Annotated in this window: 18 protein-coding genes; 12 read left to right on the top strand and 6 right to left on the bottom strand. The window is 66.4% G+C overall.

The genetic code is table 11. The annotated features are described in order from the left end of the window. Nucleotides 1–92: 92 nt before the first annotated feature. Together B2W22_RS27815 and B2W22_RS27810 are read right to left on the bottom strand one after the other, a co-directional pair. Nucleotides 93–812, bottom strand: coding sequence for an SDR family oxidoreductase (locus tag B2W22_RS27815; protein WP_175124145.1), 720 nt, complete (start codon nt 810–812; stop codon nt 93–95). Next, nucleotides 809–1,801, bottom strand: a complete 993-nt coding sequence (locus B2W22_RS27810) for a Bug family tripartite tricarboxylate transporter substrate binding protein (RefSeq protein ID WP_175124144.1) — start codon at nt 1,799–1,801, stop codon at nt 809–811. The genes B2W22_RS27815 and B2W22_RS27810 overlap by 4 nt, the downstream gene beginning before the upstream one ends. A gap of 103 nt (nt 1,802–1,904) precedes the next feature. Between B2W22_RS27810 and B2W22_RS27805 the strand changes: the two genes are divergently transcribed. From B2W22_RS27805 to B2W22_RS27775, 7 genes are all read left to right on the top strand, one after another. Continuing rightward, nucleotides 1,905–2,945: a cyclase family protein gene (locus B2W22_RS27805; RefSeq protein ID WP_175124143.1), complete on the top strand. Its 1,041-nt coding sequence runs from the start codon at nt 1,905–1,907 to the stop codon at nt 2,943–2,945. A 3-nt stretch (nt 2,946–2,948) separates the two neighbouring features. Continuing rightward, nucleotides 2,949–4,553, top strand: a complete 1,605-nt coding sequence (locus tag B2W22_RS27800; protein WP_175124142.1) for an AMP-binding protein — start codon at nt 2,949–2,951, stop codon at nt 4,551–4,553. A gap of 14 nt (nt 4,554–4,567) precedes the next feature. Beyond that, the gene (locus tag B2W22_RS27795) at nt 4,568–5,311 is read left to right on the top strand and encodes a GntR family transcriptional regulator (RefSeq protein WP_218343450.1); all 744 of its coding nucleotides are present in this window, start codon (nt 4,568–4,570) and stop codon (nt 5,309–5,311) included. 172 nt (nt 5,312–5,483) lie between these two features. Continuing rightward, nucleotides 5,484–6,725, top strand: a complete 1,242-nt coding sequence (locus B2W22_RS27790; protein ID WP_286940397.1) for an ABC transporter substrate-binding protein — start codon at nt 5,484–5,486, stop codon at nt 6,723–6,725. Between the two features lie 130 nt (nt 6,726–6,855). After that, nucleotides 6,856–8,067: a hypothetical protein gene (locus tag B2W22_RS27785; RefSeq protein ID WP_286940391.1), complete on the top strand. Its 1,212-nt coding sequence runs from the start codon at nt 6,856–6,858 to the stop codon at nt 8,065–8,067. A 50-nt stretch (nt 8,068–8,117) separates the two neighbouring features. After that, entirely contained in the window at nt 8,118–8,555 is a 438-nt protein-coding gene (locus tag B2W22_RS27780) for an NUDIX hydrolase (RefSeq protein ID WP_175124140.1), read from the top strand. A gap of 60 nt (nt 8,556–8,615) precedes the next feature. Next, entirely contained in the window at nt 8,616–10,010 is a 1,395-nt protein-coding gene (locus B2W22_RS27775) for a GntP family permease (protein WP_175124139.1), read from the top strand. Here the strand turns inward: B2W22_RS27775 and B2W22_RS27770 are convergent. Further along, complete coding sequence (locus B2W22_RS27770; RefSeq protein ID WP_175124138.1) at nt 9,989–10,900, bottom strand: LysR family transcriptional regulator; 912 nt, start codon at nt 10,898–10,900, stop codon at nt 9,989–9,991. The two genes, B2W22_RS27775 and B2W22_RS27770, sit on opposite strands and share 22 nt — an antisense overlap. A 116-nt stretch (nt 10,901–11,016) precedes the next feature. On the opposite strand from B2W22_RS27770, the gene B2W22_RS27765 reads away from it, so the two are divergent. After that, entirely contained in the window at nt 11,017–11,760 is a 744-nt protein-coding gene (locus B2W22_RS27765; protein ID WP_175124137.1) for an SDR family oxidoreductase, read from the top strand. A gap of 9 nt (nt 11,761–11,769) precedes the next feature. On the opposite strand, the gene B2W22_RS27760 is transcribed toward B2W22_RS27765, so the two are convergent. After that, entirely contained in the window at nt 11,770–12,645 is an 876-nt protein-coding gene (locus tag B2W22_RS27760; protein WP_286940390.1) for a dienelactone hydrolase family protein, read from the bottom strand. Nucleotides 12,646–13,065: 420 nt separating this feature from the next. Here B2W22_RS27760 and B2W22_RS27755 point away from each other — a divergent pair, with 420 nt between their 5' ends. Then, on the top strand, nt 13,066–13,950 hold the full coding sequence (locus tag B2W22_RS27755; RefSeq protein ID WP_286940389.1) for a crotonase/enoyl-CoA hydratase family protein: 885 nt from the start codon (nt 13,066–13,068) through the stop codon (nt 13,948–13,950). A 24-nt stretch (nt 13,951–13,974) separates the two neighbouring features. Here B2W22_RS27755 and pdeR read toward each other — a convergent pair whose 3' ends face one another. Both pdeR and B2W22_RS27745 read right to left on the bottom strand, forming a co-directional pair. Beyond that, nucleotides 13,975–15,972: a cyclic di-GMP phosphodiesterase gene (gene pdeR, locus B2W22_RS27750; RefSeq protein ID WP_175138451.1), complete on the bottom strand. Its 1,998-nt coding sequence runs from the start codon at nt 15,970–15,972 to the stop codon at nt 13,975–13,977. A gap of 288 nt (nt 15,973–16,260) precedes the next feature. Continuing rightward, on the bottom strand, nt 16,261–17,256 hold the full coding sequence (locus B2W22_RS27745) for a Bug family tripartite tricarboxylate transporter substrate binding protein (protein WP_175124133.1): 996 nt from the start codon (nt 17,254–17,256) through the stop codon (nt 16,261–16,263). 220 nt (nt 17,257–17,476) lie between these two features. Between B2W22_RS27745 and B2W22_RS27740 the strand changes: the two genes are divergently transcribed. The 3 genes from B2W22_RS27740 (at nt 17,477) to B2W22_RS27730 (ending at nt 20,733) form a co-directional block, all read left to right on the top strand. Further along, nucleotides 17,477–19,252, top strand: coding sequence for an IlvD/Edd family dehydratase (locus B2W22_RS27740; RefSeq protein ID WP_286940388.1), 1,776 nt, complete (start codon nt 17,477–17,479; stop codon nt 19,250–19,252). A 14-nt stretch (nt 19,253–19,266) separates the two neighbouring features. Next, the gene (locus tag B2W22_RS27735) at nt 19,267–19,983 is read left to right on the top strand and encodes a GntR family transcriptional regulator (RefSeq protein ID WP_286940387.1); all 717 of its coding nucleotides are present in this window, start codon (nt 19,267–19,269) and stop codon (nt 19,981–19,983) included. Nucleotides 19,984–20,211: 228 nt separating this feature from the next. Further along, a complete protein-coding gene (locus B2W22_RS27730; protein WP_175124130.1) occupies nt 20,212–20,733 on the top strand; it encodes a sigma-70 family RNA polymerase sigma factor in 522 nt (173 codons plus the stop codon). Nucleotides 20,734–20,740 lie beyond the last annotated feature (7 nt).

Raw genomic sequence — 20,740 nt, 5'->3', positions numbered from 1 at the left:
GAAGGCTCCGGACCGCAATCGGAGCCCCGCCCGCCCCAGGCTCACGCCGCGCCGGGCGTCTCAAGAACGCCGACGATGGCCAGCAACGGCACTCAAGCTAACCCCACAGACATCCCCCCGCAAACATAAAGCACCTGCCCAGTCACAAACCCCGCCCGCGGGTCCAGAAACATAGCCACGGTATGCGCCACCTCATCCGGCCGCCCAACCCGCCCCACGGGAATCGCCGCCTCCAGCGCCAGCGTCTTAGGTGCCCCTGGCGGATTGGACTGATTGAACAGCTCGGTAGCAACCGGCCCAGGCGCCACGGTGTTCACCGTAATGCCATCGCCCGCCAGCTCCAAAGCCCAGGTCCGCGTCATCCCCGCCAGCCCCGCCTTGGACGCCCCATACACCGACCGCCCGCCCTTGCCCAGCGCCGCCCGGCTGCCGATATTCACGACACGCCCATACTTCGCCTGCCGCATCCCCGGCAATAGCGCCTGCATCAGCAGAATCGGCGCAGTCAGATTCAACGCCATCGTCCGCGCCAGTTCCTCCTGCGTAATGTCCTCGATGTTCGCAACCTGGATCATCCCCGCGTTGTTGACCAGATGCAGCACCGGTTCCTGCGCCGCCAACTCACGACCCGCAGCAATAGTCGCCGCCGCGTCGCACAGGTCTACCGAGCGGAAGGTCTCGCCCGGCAACAGTGTCTCGGGCGACGTACGGCTGAAATTGACGACCTGAAAGCCGTCTTCAATCAGCCGCGCCACGATGGCGCGGCCGATTCCCCGGCTTGCGCCGGTCACGAGAGCGATGGGTGAATTCATTGCGCCTTGATTCCCTGATCCTTGATGAGTCCGCCCCACTTCTTGCGTTCGGCGGATTCGAACGCGGCCAGATCCTTGCCGAACAGCGTGCCCGGCTTCGCGCCCATCGTGGCGAAGTTGGCGGCGATGGCCGGCGTCGCCAAGCCGCTGCGGGCGGCGGCAATCAGTTGTTCAACTACCGGCGCGGGGGTATTGCGCGGCGCATACAACGCAAACCACGCCGTCACGTCAAACCCAGGCAATCCGGACTCGGCAACCGTCGGCAAGTCTGGCACCGACGGATCACGCGCCGCAGAAGTCACCGCAACCCCGCGCACCAGATTCCCGTCCTTGATCTGCGCCAGCGCGCCCGGCAGATTGTCGAACAGAAGGTCCACCTGCCCGCCCGCCACCGCCGGCAGCGACGCTGACGTGCCCTTGAACGGCACGTGCAGCATCGTCACCCCGGCCATGGCCTCGAAGTACGCCCCCGTCAGGTGCACCGACGAACCGATGCCCGGTGACGCATAGGTCAGCTTCTTGTCCGTCGACTGCTTGGCCGCCTTGATCACGTCCGCCACCGTCTTGTACGGCGACTTCGCGCTGACCGCGATCACGTTGGGCGTCGTGGACACCAGCGCGATCGGCACCAGGTCGCGCTCGGGATCGAACGGCATGTTGCTGTAGAGAAACTGGTTGATCGTCTGCGTGCCGATCGTGCCCAGCCCCAGCGTGTAGCCGTCCGCCTTCGCCCGGGCGACGTAAGCCATACCGATATTGCCGCCCGCGCCCGGCTTGTTCTCGACCAGCACCGTCTGCTTCAGGCCCGGCTGCAATGCGTTGGCGATGGCGCGGCCAAAGAGGTCCGCGCCGCCGCCCGGCGGATACGGTACGACGACGGTCACAGGGTGCTCGGGATAGCCCGCGGCGTGGACCGCAGGCAGCGCCAGAACGGCCAGCGCGGCAAGGGCGATGCGCCATCCGGCGCGCGGATGCTGCAATTGCGTCATGGTCTCGTCTCCTAACGAACCCGCTGATTGCGGATTTCTTTTTAAAGTACGTAAATACGTACTATATTCATAAGAACATGAAAAACCGACAGGAGACAAGCAGATGAAACGCTGGACGCAACGCCCCGAAGGTTCCACCTGGGGCGACTTCGGCCCGGATGACGAACTGGGCCGCCTGAACCTGCTGACCGAAGAAAAGGTGCTGCAGGCGGTGCGCGAAGTCCGTGCCGGCAAGGTCTTCTGCCTGTCGCTGCCGCTGGATCTGCCCGGCGGCAACGTGCTCAATCCGCGCCGCCACGCGCCCACGCTAAAGCCCACCTTCCGCGAAGGCACACCCTATCTGAACTTTGCGATGTCGCAGGTACAGCCCGAAGCCATCGACGTGCTGTCGGACGATCAGGTCACGCTGTCAATGCAGTATTCGACGCAATGGGACGGCCTGTGCCACGTGGGCGCCATGTTCGACATCCAGGGCGACGGCCAGGCGCGCCGCGTCTATTACAACGGTTACGCCGCCGGCGTGGACGTGTTTGGCGGCGCCGATCCCGACAACTCGGAAGCCGCTTGCTGCCCGCCGGGCGGCTCGTATGCGCGCAAGCTCAGCGTCAGCCGCTATGCCGAAAAAGGCATGCAGGGCCGCGGCGTGCTGGTGGACTTGGCGCGTGCCTTTGGCCCGGGCCGCACGATCGTCGGCCATGCGCAGCTTCAAGCCGCCATGCGCGAGCAGGACGCCCAGCCCGAGCCCGGCGACATGCTGGTGCTGCGCACCGGTTTCGCGGAAGCCGTCGTGGCCATGAACGGCCACCCCGATCCGCACAAACTGGAGCAGACGGGCGCGGTGTTGGACGGCGCCGACCCCGCGCTGCTGGATTGGATCACGCATTCCGGCATCGCCGCCATCTGCGCCGACAACTACGCCGTCGAATCGTATCCGGCGCGCACATCCGGCCCCGGCCATTCCATCCTGCCGCTGCACCACCATTGCCTCTTCAAGCTGGGCGTACCGCTGGCCGAGCTGTGGTACCTGAAGGACCTGGCCGACTGGCTCCATGCAAACGGCCGCAGCCGGTTCCTGTTGACCGCGCCGCCCCTGCGCATGCCCGGCGCGGTCGGCTCGCCTGTGACGCCTATCGCCACGGTGTAAGCCATGCCCCTGCCGTACTCGACCTTCTCCGACCATCTGGACGCGCTGGCCGCCCGGCAACCCGATGCCGTTGCGCTCATCGATCGTGATCAGCCGCTCAGTTTCGCGGACCTGCGCACGCGCAGCCTCGCGCTGGCGGCGGGCCTGGCCCGCATCGGCGTGCAGCCCGGGCACCGCGTCGCCGTCTGGCTGCCCAACTGCGCGGCCTGGGTCGAATCCTTTCTTGCGTGCGCCCATCTGGGCGCGCTGGTGCTGGCCGTCAACACGCGCTTCCGCTCGGTCGAAGTGGCCGACATCCTGGGCCGCGGCCGCGCCGACTGGCTGGTGTACTGGCCCGACTTCAAAGGCATCGACTTCCAGGGCATCCTGGATGGCGTCGCGCCAGTGGATGTGGATCAGTTGCAGGGCGCGGTCGCGCTGGCCGGACCCGACGAACTTCCTCCGGCATCGCTTCACGGCAAACCGGTGCACCGGTACGACGCGCTGCTGGCCTGCGCCGACCCCGCACCCGTCGCGCAAGCCAATGCCGGCGTGTTGTGCTTCACCACATCCGGCACCACGTCCAAACCCAAGTTCGTGCTGCACGATCAAAAGACCTTGTTGCGCCACGGCGCGATGGTGGCGCGGGCGTTCGGCTACGACGACCGGGCCTGCGTGCTGGCCAGCGCGCCGTTCTGCGGCGCATTCGGTTTTGCGACATTGGCCGGCGCCCTGGCGCGCGGCGTGCCCGTCGTCTGCGCCCCTGTGTTCGACGCGGCCCAATCCGCGCAGGCCATCGCCCGGCACGCCGTCACCCATACCTACGCCAACAACGAGGCGCTGGTCGGCATGATGCACGCCGCCGCGCCCGGCGCGTTTGCGTCCGTGCAGCTATTCGGCTTCGCCAGCTTCACCCCCGCGCTGGACAACATGCTGGACCTGGCCCGCGTGGCTGGCGTGCCGCTCACGGGCCTGTATGGTTCCAGCGAACTGATTGCGCTGGTGGCCGGCCAGCCCCGCGACCCCGCCGACGGCGACGTGTCGGCCCGCCACCAGCCCGGCGGCACGCTCATCTACCCCAACGCCCGTGTGCGCGCCCGCGATCCCGAGTCCGGCCAAGTGCTGCCGCACGGCCAGTCCGGCGAAATCGAAATCCTGTCGCCCAGCCTGATGCAGGGCTACCTGGACAACCCGGACGCGACCCGCGCGGCCGTGACGGATGACGGCTACTTCAAGACCGGCGACCTGGGCTACACGCTGACCGACCGCCAGTTCGTGTTCCAGACCCGGATGGGCGACTCGCTGCGGCTGTCCGGCTTCCTGGTCAATCCGGTGGAGATCGAACAGGTCGTCGAGACCCTGCCCGGCGTGCGGGCCTGCCAGGTGGTGGGCGCGACGCGCAACGGCAAGATCGTGCCGTACGCCTTCGTGCTGCTGCAGGAAGGCGCGCAGGCGGACCCGGCCGGTTGGACCGCGGCGTGCAAGGCGGCCATGGCGGGTTTCAAGGCGCCGGCGGGCTTTACCGTGCTGGACGCCTTCCCGTCAGTGGAGAGCGCCAACTCGGTCAAGATCCAGAAGCACCGGCTGCGCGAGATGGCGGACGCTATGCTCTCGGCTTCCGCTTCATAGCCCTTCATCCCGCCATGCCCGCCCGCAAGCTTTTTTCGCGCAGTCCCCAGCCGCTTTACCTGCAGGCCGCCGCGCTGTTCCGCAGCCACATCCAGAACCGGACGTGGCGGCCCGGACAGCAGATCCCGCCGTTGGAATCGCTGATGGAGACCTACGGCATCTCGCGCGCGACCATCCGCCAGGCGTTCGGCCTGCTGGAAGAAGACGGCCTGATCCGGCGCTCGCGCGGCTCCGGCACCTTCGTCAACGCCGAACTGCCCGAAACGCCCACACTGCTCATTCCCAAGACCTGGGCCGAAACGGTCGAGCTGAGCAACCAGCTCGGCACGGTGTCGCTGGTGGAGTCCAGCGCCGACTCGCCGCTGCCCGACACGCTGGGCATGCCGTGCGGCGCCGACCGCAGCGGCAGCTTCCAGTACCTGCGGCGCATTCATACGACGGATGCCGGCCCCTTCTGCTACAGCGAGGTCTTTCTGGACAGCGGCCTCTTCCGTAAGCACCGCGCCCGCATCCAGAGAAGCACTGTCGCCCCGGTGCTGGACCAGTTTTACGGCGCGCGCATCTCTGAAGCCCGCCAGGTCCTGAATGTGATCGAAGCGGGGCAGGAATCCGCCGAGTCGCTGCAGATACCCGTGTCTTCCCCGGTGGCCGAGCTGCGCCGCTATGCCTGCATCGACGGCCGCGTGGTGTATTTCGCGCGGCTGGAGTTTCCATTCCGCAAGGTGCGGATGGAGTTCGACCTGCTCACCAGCCGCTGAGCGTTTCACCCAACCTGCCTCAGGAGAAAACCGCCCCCCATCAACGACCGCCGCCGTCCGAACACACTGGGTGCAGCAGCAAACAAAACCTACATGCGCGCCCGCCATATCCGAAAAGAATCCGGCATACAGGGAGACAACCATGAGACATGCCGACAGGACCCGGATTTCAATGCAGTGCCGCAGCACGATTGTTCGCTTGTTCGCCACGACCGCCTTTGCCGCGGCCGCGCTTGCCGCCGCCAGCGCACAGGCACAGACGCCCGCCCCCGCCCTCTCCGACGACGTGGTGCGGCTGGGCCTGATCCTGGACATGAGCGGCGTCTATGCCGACGTGACCGGCAAGGGCAGCGCCACCGCCGCCGAGATGGCGATTGCCGACTTCGGCGGCACCGTGCTGGGCAAGAAGGTGGACCTGCTGGTGGTGGACCACCAGAACAAGGCCGACATCGCCGCCGCCAAGGCGCGCGAGTGGTACGACGTCCAGAAGGTCGACGCCATCATGGACGTCGCCGGCTCCGCGCCCGCGCTGGCCGTGCTGGAAGTGGCGCGTGAAAAGAAAAAGATTGTCGTCTTCAGCGGGCCGGGCACCGAGCGCATCACCAACGACCTGTGCTCTCCCTATTCCGTCCACTACACCTACGACACCTGGTCGCTCGCCAACACCACCGCACGCGCCACCGTGGAGCAAGGCGGCAAGAGCTGGTACTTCCTGACGGCGGACTACGCGTTCGGCCACACGCTGCAGGCGTCGGCCACCGACGTCGTGAAGGCCAATGGCGGCACGGTGCTGGGCGCCTCGCGCCACCCGCTCGGCTCCAGCGACTTCGCCTCTTATCTGCTGCAGGCGCAGGCCAGCAAGGCGCAGATCGTGGGCCTGGCCAACGCGGGCGGCGACACCGTCAACGCCATCAAGGCGGCCAGCGAGTTCGGGCTGACCAAGGGCGGGCAGAAGATGGCGGGCCTGCTGCTCTACATCAACGACATCCACGCCATCGGCCTGGACGCGGCCGCCGGCCTGACGCTGACCGAAGCCTTCTACTGGGACATGAACGACCAGACCCGCGCGTGGTCGCAGCGCTATTACGACAAGCTCAAGAAGATGCCCAACATGAGCCAGGCGGGCACGTATTCGTCGGTCATGCACTATCTGAAAGCGGTGCAGGCGGCGGGCACGGACGAACCCACGGCGGTGATGAAGCAGATGAAGGCCACGCCCATCAACGACTTCTTCGCCACCAACGGCCGCATCCGCGAAGATGGCCGCATGGTGCACGACATGTACCTGTTCGAGGTCAAGAAGCCGTCGGAATCCAAGCGGCCGTGGGACTACTACAAACTGGTGGCCACGCTGCCGGGCGATCAGGCCTTCATGCCGCTGTCGCGGTCGACCTGCCCGCTGGTCAAGAAGTAGTACGGCGGGGCGTCCTCGGCGGGAGCTGCGGCGGATGGCATCGGCGGCGGGAGACGCCCGCCGCGGGGTCGCCCGCCGCCGAGCACGCCCGGCGCGTTATCCTTGCCGCTTTGCCTTTCGCCGCTCCGACATGCCGCAACGCGCAGCCCGCATCATCGAGGGAACCATCGACCAGATCCGGGTCGCAACGCCGGTGCGGCGAAACGATGTCTTCCTGCGGGTCGGTGCGGAGACGATCTGGGGTTCCGCGCTGGACCCCTCGCACATCGCCCTGCTGCGCGCCTTCCACAATAAAGGCACTGCCGTGCGCATTGGCGTGCTGGAAGCCGAGCATGGCCTGAACCGCTTTTGCTGGGCCGTGCCCGCGCAAGGCGAACCCATTGCGCCGCTCACCTACCAGACCGCCCAACGGCGCAGCGGACGCGAGGCCGCCATCTGCAGCGCCGTGGGCGTGGCCGCCCTGGGCGCGGCGTGGCTGGCCGGGATCTCGACGTTGCCGCGCATGTTCATGATGGTGTTCGCGCTGGTGATCGCGCTGATGGCGCTGGTGCTTGCCGCGAGCGCCTTGCACGCCCTCTGGCACATCCGCCGCGAGCGGCCGCGCATCCTTGCCAGCGAGGCTCTGTTCGATCCCGCGAAGCGCCCAGCGGCCATGAACGCTGCGCCAGCCCCCTCACCGCTTCAGCAGGAACCGGCTGCGCTGACGCAGGAGGGCGATCCGCCTCTCCTCCTGATCCGCGGGCAGCTGGACGGCATCACGCATGAAACGCGGCATGTGCATAAGGGCCCGACTTACGGCCACTATCGCTTTTCGGTTCAGGGCCGGCAGTTCCTGATGACGGTCGATGAATCACTGGGAAGCTGGCAGCCGTTCCTGGCGCAGGACGACTACGTCGAGATGGCCGTCAATGCCCAACCGGCGCCAGACGAGCCGCACGCGGTGTATGCCCTGCGCAACCTTGAGGACGGGCGCACCTATATGTGTCATCTGCGATTCCGCGCCTTTCCCGGCAGGGACACGCCGGTCGGCGTCGGCATGAACCAGCGCGCGCCGCTGCTCAAGGCCATCGGCGGGTTGATGCTTGCGGTCTGGCTGTTCCTCATTGGCCTGACCTGGTTCATCGACGCCGAAGCTTTTCAGGGCGATTTTCCGGAACTTTCGCTGTTCATTCTTGGGATGTTCCTGCTGGTATGGCTTTGCTTTGCACTCCCGCTTTTATGGCTGGACATGCGGTGGCGCATGGGCAGGCCGACGCGGCGCCAGCGCATCACCGAACGCATCTACGCACTGCTCGATCTGGGCACGCCGTTCGCGCCCAAGCGACGCATCGAAGAGGTATGAACGGACGGGGCGTATCCTTGCCGGACGTCTGACTGCCGCTGGAGATCCGCATGACCACCCCCGCCCCGCGCCCCATCGCTGCCACCATCGCCGCCGTCGTGCGCGACGGCCACGTGCTGCTGGTGCGCCGCGCCAACCCGCCCGATCAGGACCGCTGGGCGTTTCCGGGCGGCAAGATCGACGCGGGCGAACGGCTGGCTGACGCGGCCGCGCGCGAATTGCTGGAAGAGACCGGCGTCACTGCCGAGCCGCTGCACGTCTTTGACGCCGTCGACGTCTTCGACCGCGACGACACCGGCGCCCTGGGCCGCCACTTCATCCTGATCGCCGTGCTGTGCCGCTGGGTGTCCGGTGAGCCGGTAGCGGGGGACGATGCCCGCGATGCGCGCTGGGTGTCCCTGGCTGACCTTGATGCCCACGCGCTGGCCACGAGCTTCGGCGTGGCGGAGCTGGCGCACAAGGCGGCAGATCTGATGGCAGCGCGCTAAACGCCCGATACGTTAAGGTGTAGCCCCACACCCCTTGTCTCTTCATTCCTGGAGTACCGAATGACCGGATTGTTCATCGTGGTGGCGGCGCTGGCGTTTCTGATGCTGGCGGCGTATCGAGGTTATAGCGTCATCCTGTGCGCGCCCATCGCAGCCATGGGCGCGGTGCTTCTGACAGACGCGTCAGCGCTGGCGCCCGTGTTCTCGGGCATCTTCATGGAGCGCATGGCCGGTTTTGCCAAGCTCTATTTCCCCGTGTTCCTCTTGGGCGCCGTGTTCGGCAAGCTCATCGAACTGTCGGGCTTTTCACGCGCCATCGTGCAGGCGGTGCTGCGGCTGATCGGCGCCGAGCGCGCCATCGTGGCCATCGTGCTGGTGTGTGCGGTGCTGACGTACGGCGGCGTATCGCTGTTCGTGGTGGTGTTCGCGGTCTACCCGTTTGCCGCCGAGATGTTCCGCCAGGGCGGCATCCCCAAGCGCCTGATGCCCGGCGCGATTGCGCTGGGCGCCTTCACCTTCACCATGACGGCACTGCCCGGCACGCCGCAGATCCAGAACATCATCCCCACCACGTTCTTCGAGACCACGACCTGGGCCGCGCCCTGGCTCGGTCTCATCGGCGCCGCGTTCACGCTGACCGCCGGCATCGCCTACCTGGAATGGCGCCGCAAGCGCGCGGCCGCGGCTGGCGAGACCTACGGCACGGACCTGCGCAACGAACCCGCGGCGCCTACCGGTGAGCGCAATCATCATCCGTTGATCGCGCTGTTGCCGCTGGTGGTGGTTGGCGTCATGAACTTCCTGCTGACGCGCTGGATCCCGGGCTGGTATCCGGCCGGTTCCGAAGTCGACCTGCCCGGCCTGGCCAAACCCCTGCCCGTCAACGCCGAGGAGCAGGTGGCGCTGTGGGCCGTGATGGGCGCGCTGATCGCGGGCATCGTCACCATCCTGCTGTTCTCGTTCCGCGCCATCAAGTCGCACTTTGCCGAAGGCAGCAAGAGCGCCGTGTCGGGCGCGCTGCTGGCGTCGATGAACACCGCGGCCGAATACGGATTTGGCGGCGTCATTGCCGCGCTGCCGGGCTTTCTGCTGGTCGCGCAGGCCTTGAAGGCCATTCCCGATCCGCTGGTGGGCGAAGCCGTCGCGGTAACGACGCTGGCCGGCATCACGGGCTCGGCCTCGGGCGGCATGAGCATCGCGCTGGCCGCAATGTCGCAGACCTTCATCGACGGCGCGCTGGCGGCGGGCATCCCCATGGAGGTGCTGCACCGGGTCGCCGCGATGGCGAGCGGCGGCATGGACACGCTGCCGCACAACGGCGCGGTCATCACGCTGCTGGCCGTCACGGGTCTTACGCACCGCCAATCCTATGGCGACATCTTCGCCATCACGCTGATATCGACGCTGTCGGTGTTCCTGGTGATCGGCGTCTTCTACCTGACCGGCATCGTCTGATCGAAGGCGGCGGCGAACACGCCCGCCAGCCACTGCGTGAACACGCGCACCCGCGCCGGCACCTGCCGGTTCTGCGGCGTCAGCACGGAAACCGGCATGGGCGCGGGCGGCGCGTGGGGCAGCACGATCTTCAGGTGCCCCGCCGCCAGCTCGCGCTCCACGCGGTAGCGCGGGACCTGCACCAATCCCAGGCCCGCGAGCGCCGCACTGGTGTAGAGTTCGGCCCCGCTCACGCTGACGACGGCACGCGGGCGCACCTGGACGATGCGCCCGTCCACCCGAAAATCCAGCGGCACGGCGCGGCCCGTCACGCTGGACACGTAATCCACGGCTACGTGGTGTTCCAGCACCTGCACGCTGTCCGGCACGCCGTGGCGCGACAGATAGGCAGGGCTGGCGACCGTCACCTGCGGCATCTGGGCGATCGTCCGCCCGGCCAGCGTCGAGTCCTGCGGCACGCCGGCGCGTAGCACGCAGTCGACGCCTTCGCGCACCAGATCCACCAGCCGGTCGTCTTCGCCCAGATGCAAGGCGATGTCGGGATAGCGTTGCAGGAAATCCGGCAGGCCGGGCATCACGAAGAACCGGGCCAGCGTGCCCTGCGCGTTCACCCGCAACAGCCCCTTGGGCGCCGTGTCCAGGAAAGCGCCGTCGGCCTCCTCCAGGTCGGCCAGAAGCCGCACGCAGCGCTGGTAGTGGGCCTCCCCGTCGTGCGTCAGCCGGACCTGCCGCGTGGTGCGGTCAAGCAACCGCGCGCCCAATCGGGCCTCCATGCGCTTGATCAGGTTGGTGACCGTGGCGCGCGGGATGCGCAGGTCGTCCGACGCCTTGGTGAAACTGCCTCGTTCGGCGATGCGCACGAACACCTGCATTTCCTGGAAACGATCCATGCCCTGCCCCGCCTATTGTTAAAGCAAATGAAATTATCTTAGCAAAGCAGGCGTAATTATCTTTGGATCGGAATAGTCGATCATACGTCTCACCAACCCATCCAAGGAGCAGACCAATGAATGACCAAGCTTCCCAGCGCGTTGCCCTCGTCACTGGCGGATCGCGCGGCATCGGCGCCGCCATCGTGCGCCGCCTGGCAGACGACGGCTTTGCCGTCGCCATCAATTACGCCTCGAGCGCGGCAGAAGCTGACGCCTTGGCCGGCGAAGTCCGCCAAGCCGGCGGACGCGCCTTGGCCGTACGCGCCGACGTTGCCAAGCCCGATGACGTGCGCGCGATGTTCGATGCCATCCAGGCCGAGTTCGGCCGGATCGATGTGCTGGTCAACAGCGCTGGCGTGCTGCAGGTGCAGCCGCTGGCGGAAACCAGCGACGACCTGTACGACCGGACGTTCGACATCAACACCCGCGGCACCTTCAACACCCTGCGCGAGGCCGCCGCACGTCTGGCCGATGGCGGCAGCATCGTCAACGTGTCCAGCACCACCGTCGCGCTCAACCTCCCCGGCTACTCGGTCTACATCGCCAGCAAGGCCGCCGTCGAAAGCCTGACGCAGGTCTTCGCCAAGGAACTGCGCGGACGCCAGATCAGGGTAAACGCCGTCGCCCCCGGCCCTGTCGCCACGGAGTTGTTCTTCAAGGGCAAGAGCCCCGAATTGATCGAGCACTACGCCAAGATGCCGCCGCTGGAACGCCTGGGCCAACCGGATGACATCGCGGGCATCGTTTCGTTTCTGGCGGGACCCGACAGTGGGTGGGTAAACGGGCAGATCGTGCGCGCCAATGGCGGCGTGGCCTGAGCGGCCCGCCTACTTCGGCATGGCGTAGCCCTGCGCCCGCAGGAACTCCGCCACCACCGGCTGCCACTTCTGCGGCGAGCGCGGAAACAGCAGATGGCCGTTGTTGCCATCGGGTCCCATCGGCACAAAAGTCGCGTGACCGCCCGCCGCGTTGTAGGCGTCCACCCAGCGCTTGGGCCAGTCGGCCCCCCAGAAGAGATCATTCTCCGAATAGATCCAGAGCGTGGGCAGGCGCGTCGTCTGCCCATAAGACGCGAACGTCTGCTGCAGCCGGTCTGGCCCGCAGGGGTTACCCGGAGACTTCGCGTCCCCGCCCGCGCCGCCAGAGAAATTGATGGCGGTCCTGACCCCGGGCGGATTCTGCGCAGCCAGCGCGATGACGGTGCCCCCGCCGATCGACTGACCAACCAGCACGACGTTGGAAGCGTCCACGTCGGGGCGCTGCTGAAGCGCCTTCACGACCTGTCCGATCTGGCTGGCGGCCCGATTGAACATCGGTGTGAACTGGCGATCCCCGCAAGGACCGCTGTCCTCCAGATCGGGGCCGGCCGTTTCTCCATAGCCCAGCCGCAGCGGCACCGCCACGACGAAGCCGGCATCAGTAAAGTACCTGACCGCCTGCGGATACGGGGTGCGGCTCATCTTGGCCCGTTCCTCGGCGGTTGCGCCCCGGCCATGGTTGATGATCAGGAGGGGGTGTTTGCCCGGCGCTGCGGGCGCATACACGGTCACGACCAGCGCTCCTACAACAACGCCAGTGTCCGTCTGCACCGAGACGGGCACCCGTTCCACGGTTTCCTTGCTTTGACGGCCGGGTGTAGAAGACGCGCAGGCCGAGACCAGTCCGGCCAGGCAAACGAGCGAGATGCGTTCAAAAACGTTCATGTTGCTCCCCCTTCGGGTTAGGCCACGGTTGAGGTGCGAGCCACAGTACGCCCACCAAATCGCCTCCGCCAGTCGCACGCGCAGGGGTGCACACGCACGGCTTTCGACGCGGCCCGGCGTTGGCGCGATGGCCCACCCTCATCCCTACGCATGAACGCGGCCACGTGGACAGACGCGAATGCCGCGGCTTGGAATGCCGCATATTTGCTGATGTCCTCATCCGTATTACCCATGTGCGCCTCGCCCGATGGGCCGAGGCAATTTCACCGGTTTTCAAATTTTCAGTTTGCGCGCTCCGGACTTTGATTTACGGAAAAGTCTGGCCAGTTGGACGAGGTTTGCATGAGACGGAGTCCTTAAGCCGTGGTTTAGCCTGACCCGGCAGTACTCCGACTCACCTTGATCGATTGGACGAAAGCAATGAATCAACTCATTCATCCGGACTGCCACCCCTTTACCGCCGCAGGCAATCTGAAGCAGATCTCCGCGTATTACGAGGAAGGTCGCCGTGTCATGTGGATGATGCTGCGCGCGCAACCGCGCCCGTGCTTTAACCATGAACTCATCGACGAGATCATGACCCTGGCGCGCGCCGCCAAGGACTCCGGCCTGCCCATCGACTTCTGGGTCACCGGCTCGCTGGTGCCGCAGATCTACAACGTCGGCGGCGACCTGAACTATTTTGCCGAGGCCATCCGCACCGGCAAGCGCGAGGCGCTGCGGGCCTATGCCCGTGCATGCGTCGATTGCGTGCACGCCGCCACGCGCGGTTTTGACACCGGCGCCATCTCGCTGGCCATGATCGAAGGCACCGCGCTGGGCGGCGGCTTCGAGGCGGCGCTGGCCCACCACTTCGTGCTCGCGCAAAACAATGCGCGCATGGGCTTCCCTGAGATGGCATTCAACCTTTTCCCCGGCATGGGCGGCTATTCGCTGGTCGCGCGCCGCTCGGGCATGAAGCTGGCCGAGGAGCTGATCAGCACCGGCGAATCGCACACGGCCGAGTGGTACCACGGCCGTGGCCTGGTGGACGTGCTGTTCGAGCCGGGCGAGGCCTTCAAGGCCACGCGCACCTTCATCGACGTGATGCGGCCCAAGCTCAATGGCATGCGCGCCATGCTGCGCGCGCGCCAGCGCGTGCTGGCTCTGCCGCGCGCCGAGCTGATGGACATTACCGAGGATTGGGTCGAAGCCGCCTTCTCCATCGATCCGAAGGACCGCGCCTACATGGAGCGGCTGGTGATGGCGCAGAACCGCCGCACGGCGAGCAATTCGGAGGCCACCGAAGTGGCCACCATGCACTGATCCGGCGGCGCGCCGCCGGTTGCGTCACGCAATGAGATGCAGCCGGCGGCGCTGCGCCAGCCAGGCGGTGAGCTCCGCCGCGGGCATGGGCTTGGCGTACAGATAGCCCTGCTTGGCGTCCACGCCCAGGGTGTCCAGGAAGACTGTTTCTTCCTGGGTCTCCACGCCCTCGGCAATCACCTGGAGCTCGAGCGTGCGCGCCACGGCAACGATGGCGCGCGCGAGCGCCTGCGACACCGGATTTTCGTTGACGCCCCGCACGAAGCTGGCGTCAAGCTTGATTGCGTCCAGCGGAATCCGCGCCAGCTGCGACAACGACGAATAACCCGTGCCGAAATCGTCAAGGTGCACACGCGCCCCCAGTTGCCGGAACTGCTTGATGAGTTCGATGGCGGCGTCTTCATCGTCGATCAGGCAGCTTTCAGTGAGTTCGATGTCGACCAGGCAGGGGCTGAGGTCCGCGTCGGTGATGGCTCGCATGAATTCGCTGACCACGCCCTTGTCGTCAAGCTGGCGGGCCGACATGTTGATCGCGATGCGCAGGTTCAGGCCCTCGCGCTTCCAGGCTGCCGCCTGCCGGGCGGCTTCGCGCATCACCCAGACGCCCAGCGGCGAGATGAGCCCCGATTCCTCGGCATAGGGAATGAAGGTGTCCGGACCCACCATGCCGCGCTCCGGCGAACGCCAGCGCACCAGCGCTTCCACGCCGTCGACCTCGCCCGTGCGGCCCACCAGCTTGGGCTGGTAGTACAGCATCAGGTGGTTCTCGGCCAGCGCCTTGCGAAGGTTCGTGTCCAGCCACACGTAGTCCGCGTTGCGGCGGTCCATCTCGCTCTGGAACACGCGATACGTATGGCGCCCCGCTTCCTTGGCGACGTACATGGCAATATCAGCGCTGCGCACCACGCTGTCCAGGTCGGCCCCATGGTCGGGGTACATCGCAATGCCGATGGAGCAGCTGGTGTAGACCTCGATGAGACCCTGGCGGAAGGGTTCGCGCAGCCGTTCGATGATGCGCTGCGCGGTGGCCTCCAGTTGCCAGGCCTGCGCCTCTTCCTGCAGCACGATGAATTCGTCGCCGCCCAGGCGGGCCAGCGTCTGGCCTTCGGACAGGCAATTCGAGATCGCGACCGACACCGCCTTCAGCAGCCGGTCGCCGAAGCCGTGGCCGTAGTGGTCATTGATGCGCTTGAAGTTGTCCAGGTCCAGGAACAGCACGCCGCCCCGGCCATCCCGGCCCGCCGCCAGCGCCGCCTTCAGCCGCGACGTGATCGCGTGGCGGTTGGGCAGGTTGGTCAGCATGTCGGTGTTGGCGAGCACGCGCAGGCGCTCCTGCGCCTGGCGTTCTTCGGTGATGTCCGTGCCCGAGCAGATCAGATAGACGCGTTTTTCACCGCTGCCGCTGGTGACGAACTTGTTGCGGAACAGGAACAGGCGCGGACCCTTGACGGTGTTGATCGTGCGCTCGACCTCGTACGACTGGCCCCGCTTGTAGAACTCGGCGATGTTGCGGCGCGACGCGATGGCCTCTTCGCGCGTCATGAACATGTCGAAGACGCTGCGGCCCACGATGTCCTGCTCACGCTTGCCCGTGTATTCCTCGCAGAGTTTGTTGAAGCGCTGCACGCGCCCGTTCTGGTCCACGATGGCAATGACCGAATTGGCTTCGGACACAACGGTTTCCGCAAACGACAGGCCTTCTACGAGGTCCTTGGCGACGGAATCGGTATCGGTATGGGCCGATGCGGTGCCGGCCCATTCGTTGGGATTGATCTTGCGGCCGACCAGATGCAGGTGCAGCAGATCGCCATACAGCATGATGTCGATGCGTACGCTGGACGTGATGCCGGTCAGGCTGCGCACAGCGTCGGCCTGCTCCGGGCGCAGGGCCATGGCGATATTGGTCGCGCCTTTGACTGCGGCGAGTTCAATCGCATCGCTATCGGCGGACAAACGCCAATATGGGCTATGCGTACCGAAATGCGTGTGCAGGATCGATTTTTCGTCCTGGTTCTCAGTCATTGGTATCCCCCCGCCGTCCTAAGGCCCGCGAAACACATTACGGGCTACTGAATTTGGGGTCAACCACCTTGTCGGGACCCAAAACCGCTTTATTGCGGTTTATTGCGTAGCCGTTCGCAGCGCCAGTGCAATTCTCTGAAATACAGCGTCTTTCCCAGCGCAGCGCACAAGGCGGCGGAAGCGATTATTTCGGTTCCTTTCAGAAGCCGCAAAAATGAGAACGCCGGAAATCCGTGGCGAATTTCCGGCGTAGGGAGCAATGAGGCGCGGCGCGCCGTCCGAAGCGGCTTACTCGCCCTTCACGCCCGCCTCGTCGATCACCTTGGTCCAGCGCGCGACTTCAGCCGACACACGCGCGCTGGCGTCAGCAGGCGACGTCCACGTCGCAATCGCGCCCTGGTTCAAGAGCGACGCCTTGACCTCGGGCTTGGCCAGGATCTTCTTGAGCTCGGCATTCAGGCGATCAATGACCGGTGCGGGCGTGTTGGCCGGGGCCACGATGCCGAACATCGAGCTGACCTCGAAGTCCTTCAGGCCGGCTTCGGCGGCGGTAGGCACGTCGGGCAGCGCATCGACGCGTTGCGGCGAGGTCACCGCCAGCGCGCGCAGCTTGCCCGCCTTGATGTTGCCCTGCGCGGCAGGCACCGTTTCGATCATGCTGAGCACCTGGCCGCCCATCAGGTCGGTCATCGCCGGGCCGCTGCCCTTGTAGGGCACGTGCAGGATGTCCGCGCCGGCGGTGCGCTTGAACATTTCGCCGGCCAGATGCTGGGGCGAGCCGTTGCCGGCGGATGCCATGGTCATGTAGCCGGGCTTGGACTTGGCCAGTGCGATGAACTCGGGCAGCGTCTTGGCCGGCACCGACGGGTTCACCACGAACACCAGGGGCACCGTGCCCACGATGGCGACGGGCGCGAAGCTCTTTTCCACGTCGTACGTGACGCGGCCGCGGTAGAGCGCGGCGTTGATGGAGTGGCTGGTCAGCGCGCCCATCAGCAGCGTGTAGCCGTCGGGTTGCGCCTTGGCCACCTGGTCCGCACCGATGTTGCCGGCTGCGCCCGCGCGGTTTTCCACCACCACGGTCTGGCCCAGCGCGCCCGTCAGTTCCTGCGCAAGCACGCGGCCGATCACGTCGGTGGCGCCGCCGGGCGGGTAAGGCACGATCATGCGGATCGGCTTGTCGGGATAGGCGTCGGCCGAGAATGCCGGGGCGGAAACGCCGGCGCACAGCGCCAGCAGGGAAAACAGCACGGCGCGGCGCGGCCGCAGACGCAGGTCTGACATGTGGTCTCTCCAGCCGGGATGGGTATAGGAATGAACGGACGCCCGGTTCGTCAACGGCGCCAGTGTAGGGGGCCACCCTTGATTGAAGAATCGGTATTTTTCTATCGACTGATCTCTAAAGCAGATCAATTAAGCTACTGCCATAAACCGCTTGCAGGCCCGGCAACGGGCTGGATATGATGTCGCCGCAGGATTATCAATAATATTATCGGGACTGAAAATGACGGACGACACCAAGGGCGGCAAGCCCGGCAAGGGCCCTTTTGACAGCGACAGCGCCACCGCGCGCGGCGTCGCCCGCGGGCTGACCAACTACGGCGACATTGGCTTTTCGCTGTTCCTGCGCAAGGCCTTCATCAAGGGCGCGGGCCTGTCGGACGATGCGCTGGCGCGTCCCATCATCGGTATCGTCAACACCGGCAGCAGCTACAACCCCTGCCACGGCAACGCGCCGCAACTCATCGAGGCCGTCAAGCGCGGCGTCATGCTGGCCGGCGGCTTGCCCATGGACTTCCCCACCATCTCGGTGCACGAGAGCTTCTCGCAGCCCACCAGCATGTACCTGCGCAACCTCATGTCGATGGACACCGAGGAAATGATCCGCGCGCAGCCGATGGACGCCGTCGTGCTGATCGGCGGCTGCGACAAGACCGTGCCCGCACAACTGATGGGCGCCGCCTCGGCCGGCGTGCCCGCCATCCAGCTCGTCACCGGGTCGATGCTGACCGGCTCGCACCGCGGCGAACGCGTGGGCGCCTGCACCGACTGCCGCCGCTACTGGGGCCGCTACCGCGCCGAAGAGATCGACGCCGTCGAGATCGCCGACGTGAACAACCAGCTGGTTGCCAGTGTCGGCACCTGTTCCGTCATGGGCACGGCCAGCACCATGGCCTGCATTACCGAGGCGCTGGGCATGATGGTGTCGGGCGGCGCGTCCGCCCCGGCCGTCACCGCAGACCGCGTCCGCGTGGCTGAACACACCGGCGCCACGGCCGTCGCCATGGCGGCCTCGCGCCTGACCCCGGACCGCATCCTGAACGGCAAGTCCATCGAAAACGCGCTGCGCGTGCTGCTCGCCATCGGCGGGTCGACCAACGGCATCGTCCACCTGACCGCCATCGCCGGCCGTCTGGGCATCAACATCGACCTGGCCGGCCTGGACCGCATCAGCCGCGAGACGCCCGTGCTGGTCGACCTGAAGCCGTCGGGCCAGCACTATATGGAAGACTTCCACGACGCGGGCGGCATGCCCGCGCTGCTGCGCGAGCTGCGCCCGTTCCTGCATCTGGACGTCCTCACCGTGTCCGGCCGCACGCTCGGCGAAGAACTGGACGACGCCCCGCCGCCCTTCAAGCAGGACGTCATCCGCACGGCCGCCGCCCCCATCTATCCGGTGGGCGGCTTGGCGGTGCTGCGCGGCAACCTCGCGCCCGGCGGCGCCATCATCAAGCAATCGGCCGCCAATCCCAAGCTGATGGAGCACGAAGGCCGCGCCGTCGTGTTCGAGGACGCCGAAGACATGGCGCGCCGCATAGACGACGACGCGCTGGACGTGACCGCCGACGACATCCTGGTGCTCAAGCGCATCGGCCCCACCGGCGCGCCCGGCATGCCCGAAGCCGGCTACATGCCCATTCCCAAGAAGCTGGCGCGCGCAGGCGTCAAGGACATGGTCCGGATCTCGGACGGCCGCATGAGCGGCACCGCGGCCGGCACCATCGTGCTGCACGTCACGCCCGAATCCGCCATCGGCGGTCCGCTGGCCTATGTGCAGAACGGTGACCGCATCCGCCTGTCGGTGGCCCGGCGCGAGATCGCGCTGCTGGTCGATGACGCCGAGCTTGCGCGCCGCACCGCCGCCAATCCCATCACGCGCCCCACCGCCGACCGCGGCTACCGCAAGCTGTTCCTGCAGTCGGTGACGCAGGCCGATCAGGGCGTCGACTTCGACTTCCTGCGCGCCGGTGTCACGAACGACACGGTCCCCAAGAAGTAACCCCGCCTTTTGCCATGAACGCCATCACGCCCGCCGCCTTGCAGGAACCCGCCCCCGACGCCGTCCAGGCAGCGGTGGCCACGCTGGAAGAAGACATCGTCTTCGGCCGGCTGCATCCGCGCGAACGCCTGACCGAGGACGAGCTGATGGCGCGCTTCGGCATGAAGCGGCACGCGGTGCGCCAGGTGCTGGTCGACCTGGAACTGCTGGGCGTGGTCGAGAAAAAGCGCAACATCGGCGCGGTGGTGCGCGCGTTTTCCGTGCGCGAGGTGATGGAGCTCTATGCCTTGCGTGAAGTGCTGGAAGTGCACGCCGCCCGCCAGATGCCGCTGCCCGTGTCCGAGGCGCGGCTGGCCGCGCTGGTGGCGGTGCAGCGCGAACACGATGCGGCTGTCGCGGCCGGCGACGCGCGCCGCGTGTTCCGCAGCAACCAGCGCTTTCATCGTGAATTCGTTGGGCTCTTGGACAACGCGGTGCTGGGACAGGCCATCGAGGAATACGCGCGCCGCACCCACCCGATCCGCTTCGGCTCGCTGGTGACGGCCGGGCACCGCGAACGCGCGCGCCAGGAACACTGGACGATGATCCAGGCGCTGCGCGACGGCGACCGCGACGCGCTGATGGTGGTGTGCCGTGATCACCTGATTCCGTCGCGTGATGCCTATCTGGCGTCGCAACAGGCGTATGCGCAGACGCAGGGCACCTATCTGGCGCCTTCCGCGTCGGTCTAACCGCTCGCGTGTAACGGCTCGCCGTCCAAACGCTCACATCCGACCGCCCCGCCTCGCCACTTACGTCTGACGTTTCCGGGCAACGCCCGGCCGTGCGCGCTCGGCAACAATTTGACAAGCCGTGCCTGGAATCGGTAATAATAACAATTACTATTTCCAGAAATTCGCATGTGCAGTTGTCCCGCCTCCCACTGCGAGGCGCCGGCGGCTAGACCAAAAGGTTGGATCTTGAGTACGCCGGGATGCGCCTTCCCCTCCTCCATCGAAACACTTTATAGCGATCATCACTCCTGGCTGAGGGGCTGGTTGCGACGCCGCCTGGGCAATGCAGATCAGGCCGAAGACCTGGCGCACGACACCTTCATCCGCCTCCTGAGCAGCGAACGCATTCCCGCCACGCTCACGGAACCGCGCGCGTTTCTGACCACCGTGGCGCAGCATCTGGTGTCCAACCATTGGCGCCGCGAAAAGCTCGAACGCGCGTACCTGGACGCGCTGGCCCAGGCGCCGCAAGCGGTGCACTGGTCGCCCGAAGACCGGGCCATCGTGCTGGAAACCTTGCTGGAGCTGGACCGCCTGCTGGACGGCCTGCCCGCCCTCGTGCGGCAGGCCTTTCTGTTGTCGCAGCTTGAAGGTCACACCCACGCCCAGGTGGCCGACGCGTTGGGAATCTCGATCCCCACCGTCAAGCGCTACCTCGTCAAGGCCTTGCAGCGCTGCTGCTTTGCCGATCTTTCCTTCACGGGATGAGCCGGCG

Origin of the sequence: Achromobacter sp. UBA4530, assembly GCF_002388205.1 — a bacterium.
Classification (GTDB): domain Bacteria; phylum Pseudomonadota; class Gammaproteobacteria; order Burkholderiales; family Burkholderiaceae_B; genus Achromobacter; species Achromobacter animicus.
This window is presented reverse-complemented; position numbering and strand designations above follow the sequence as displayed.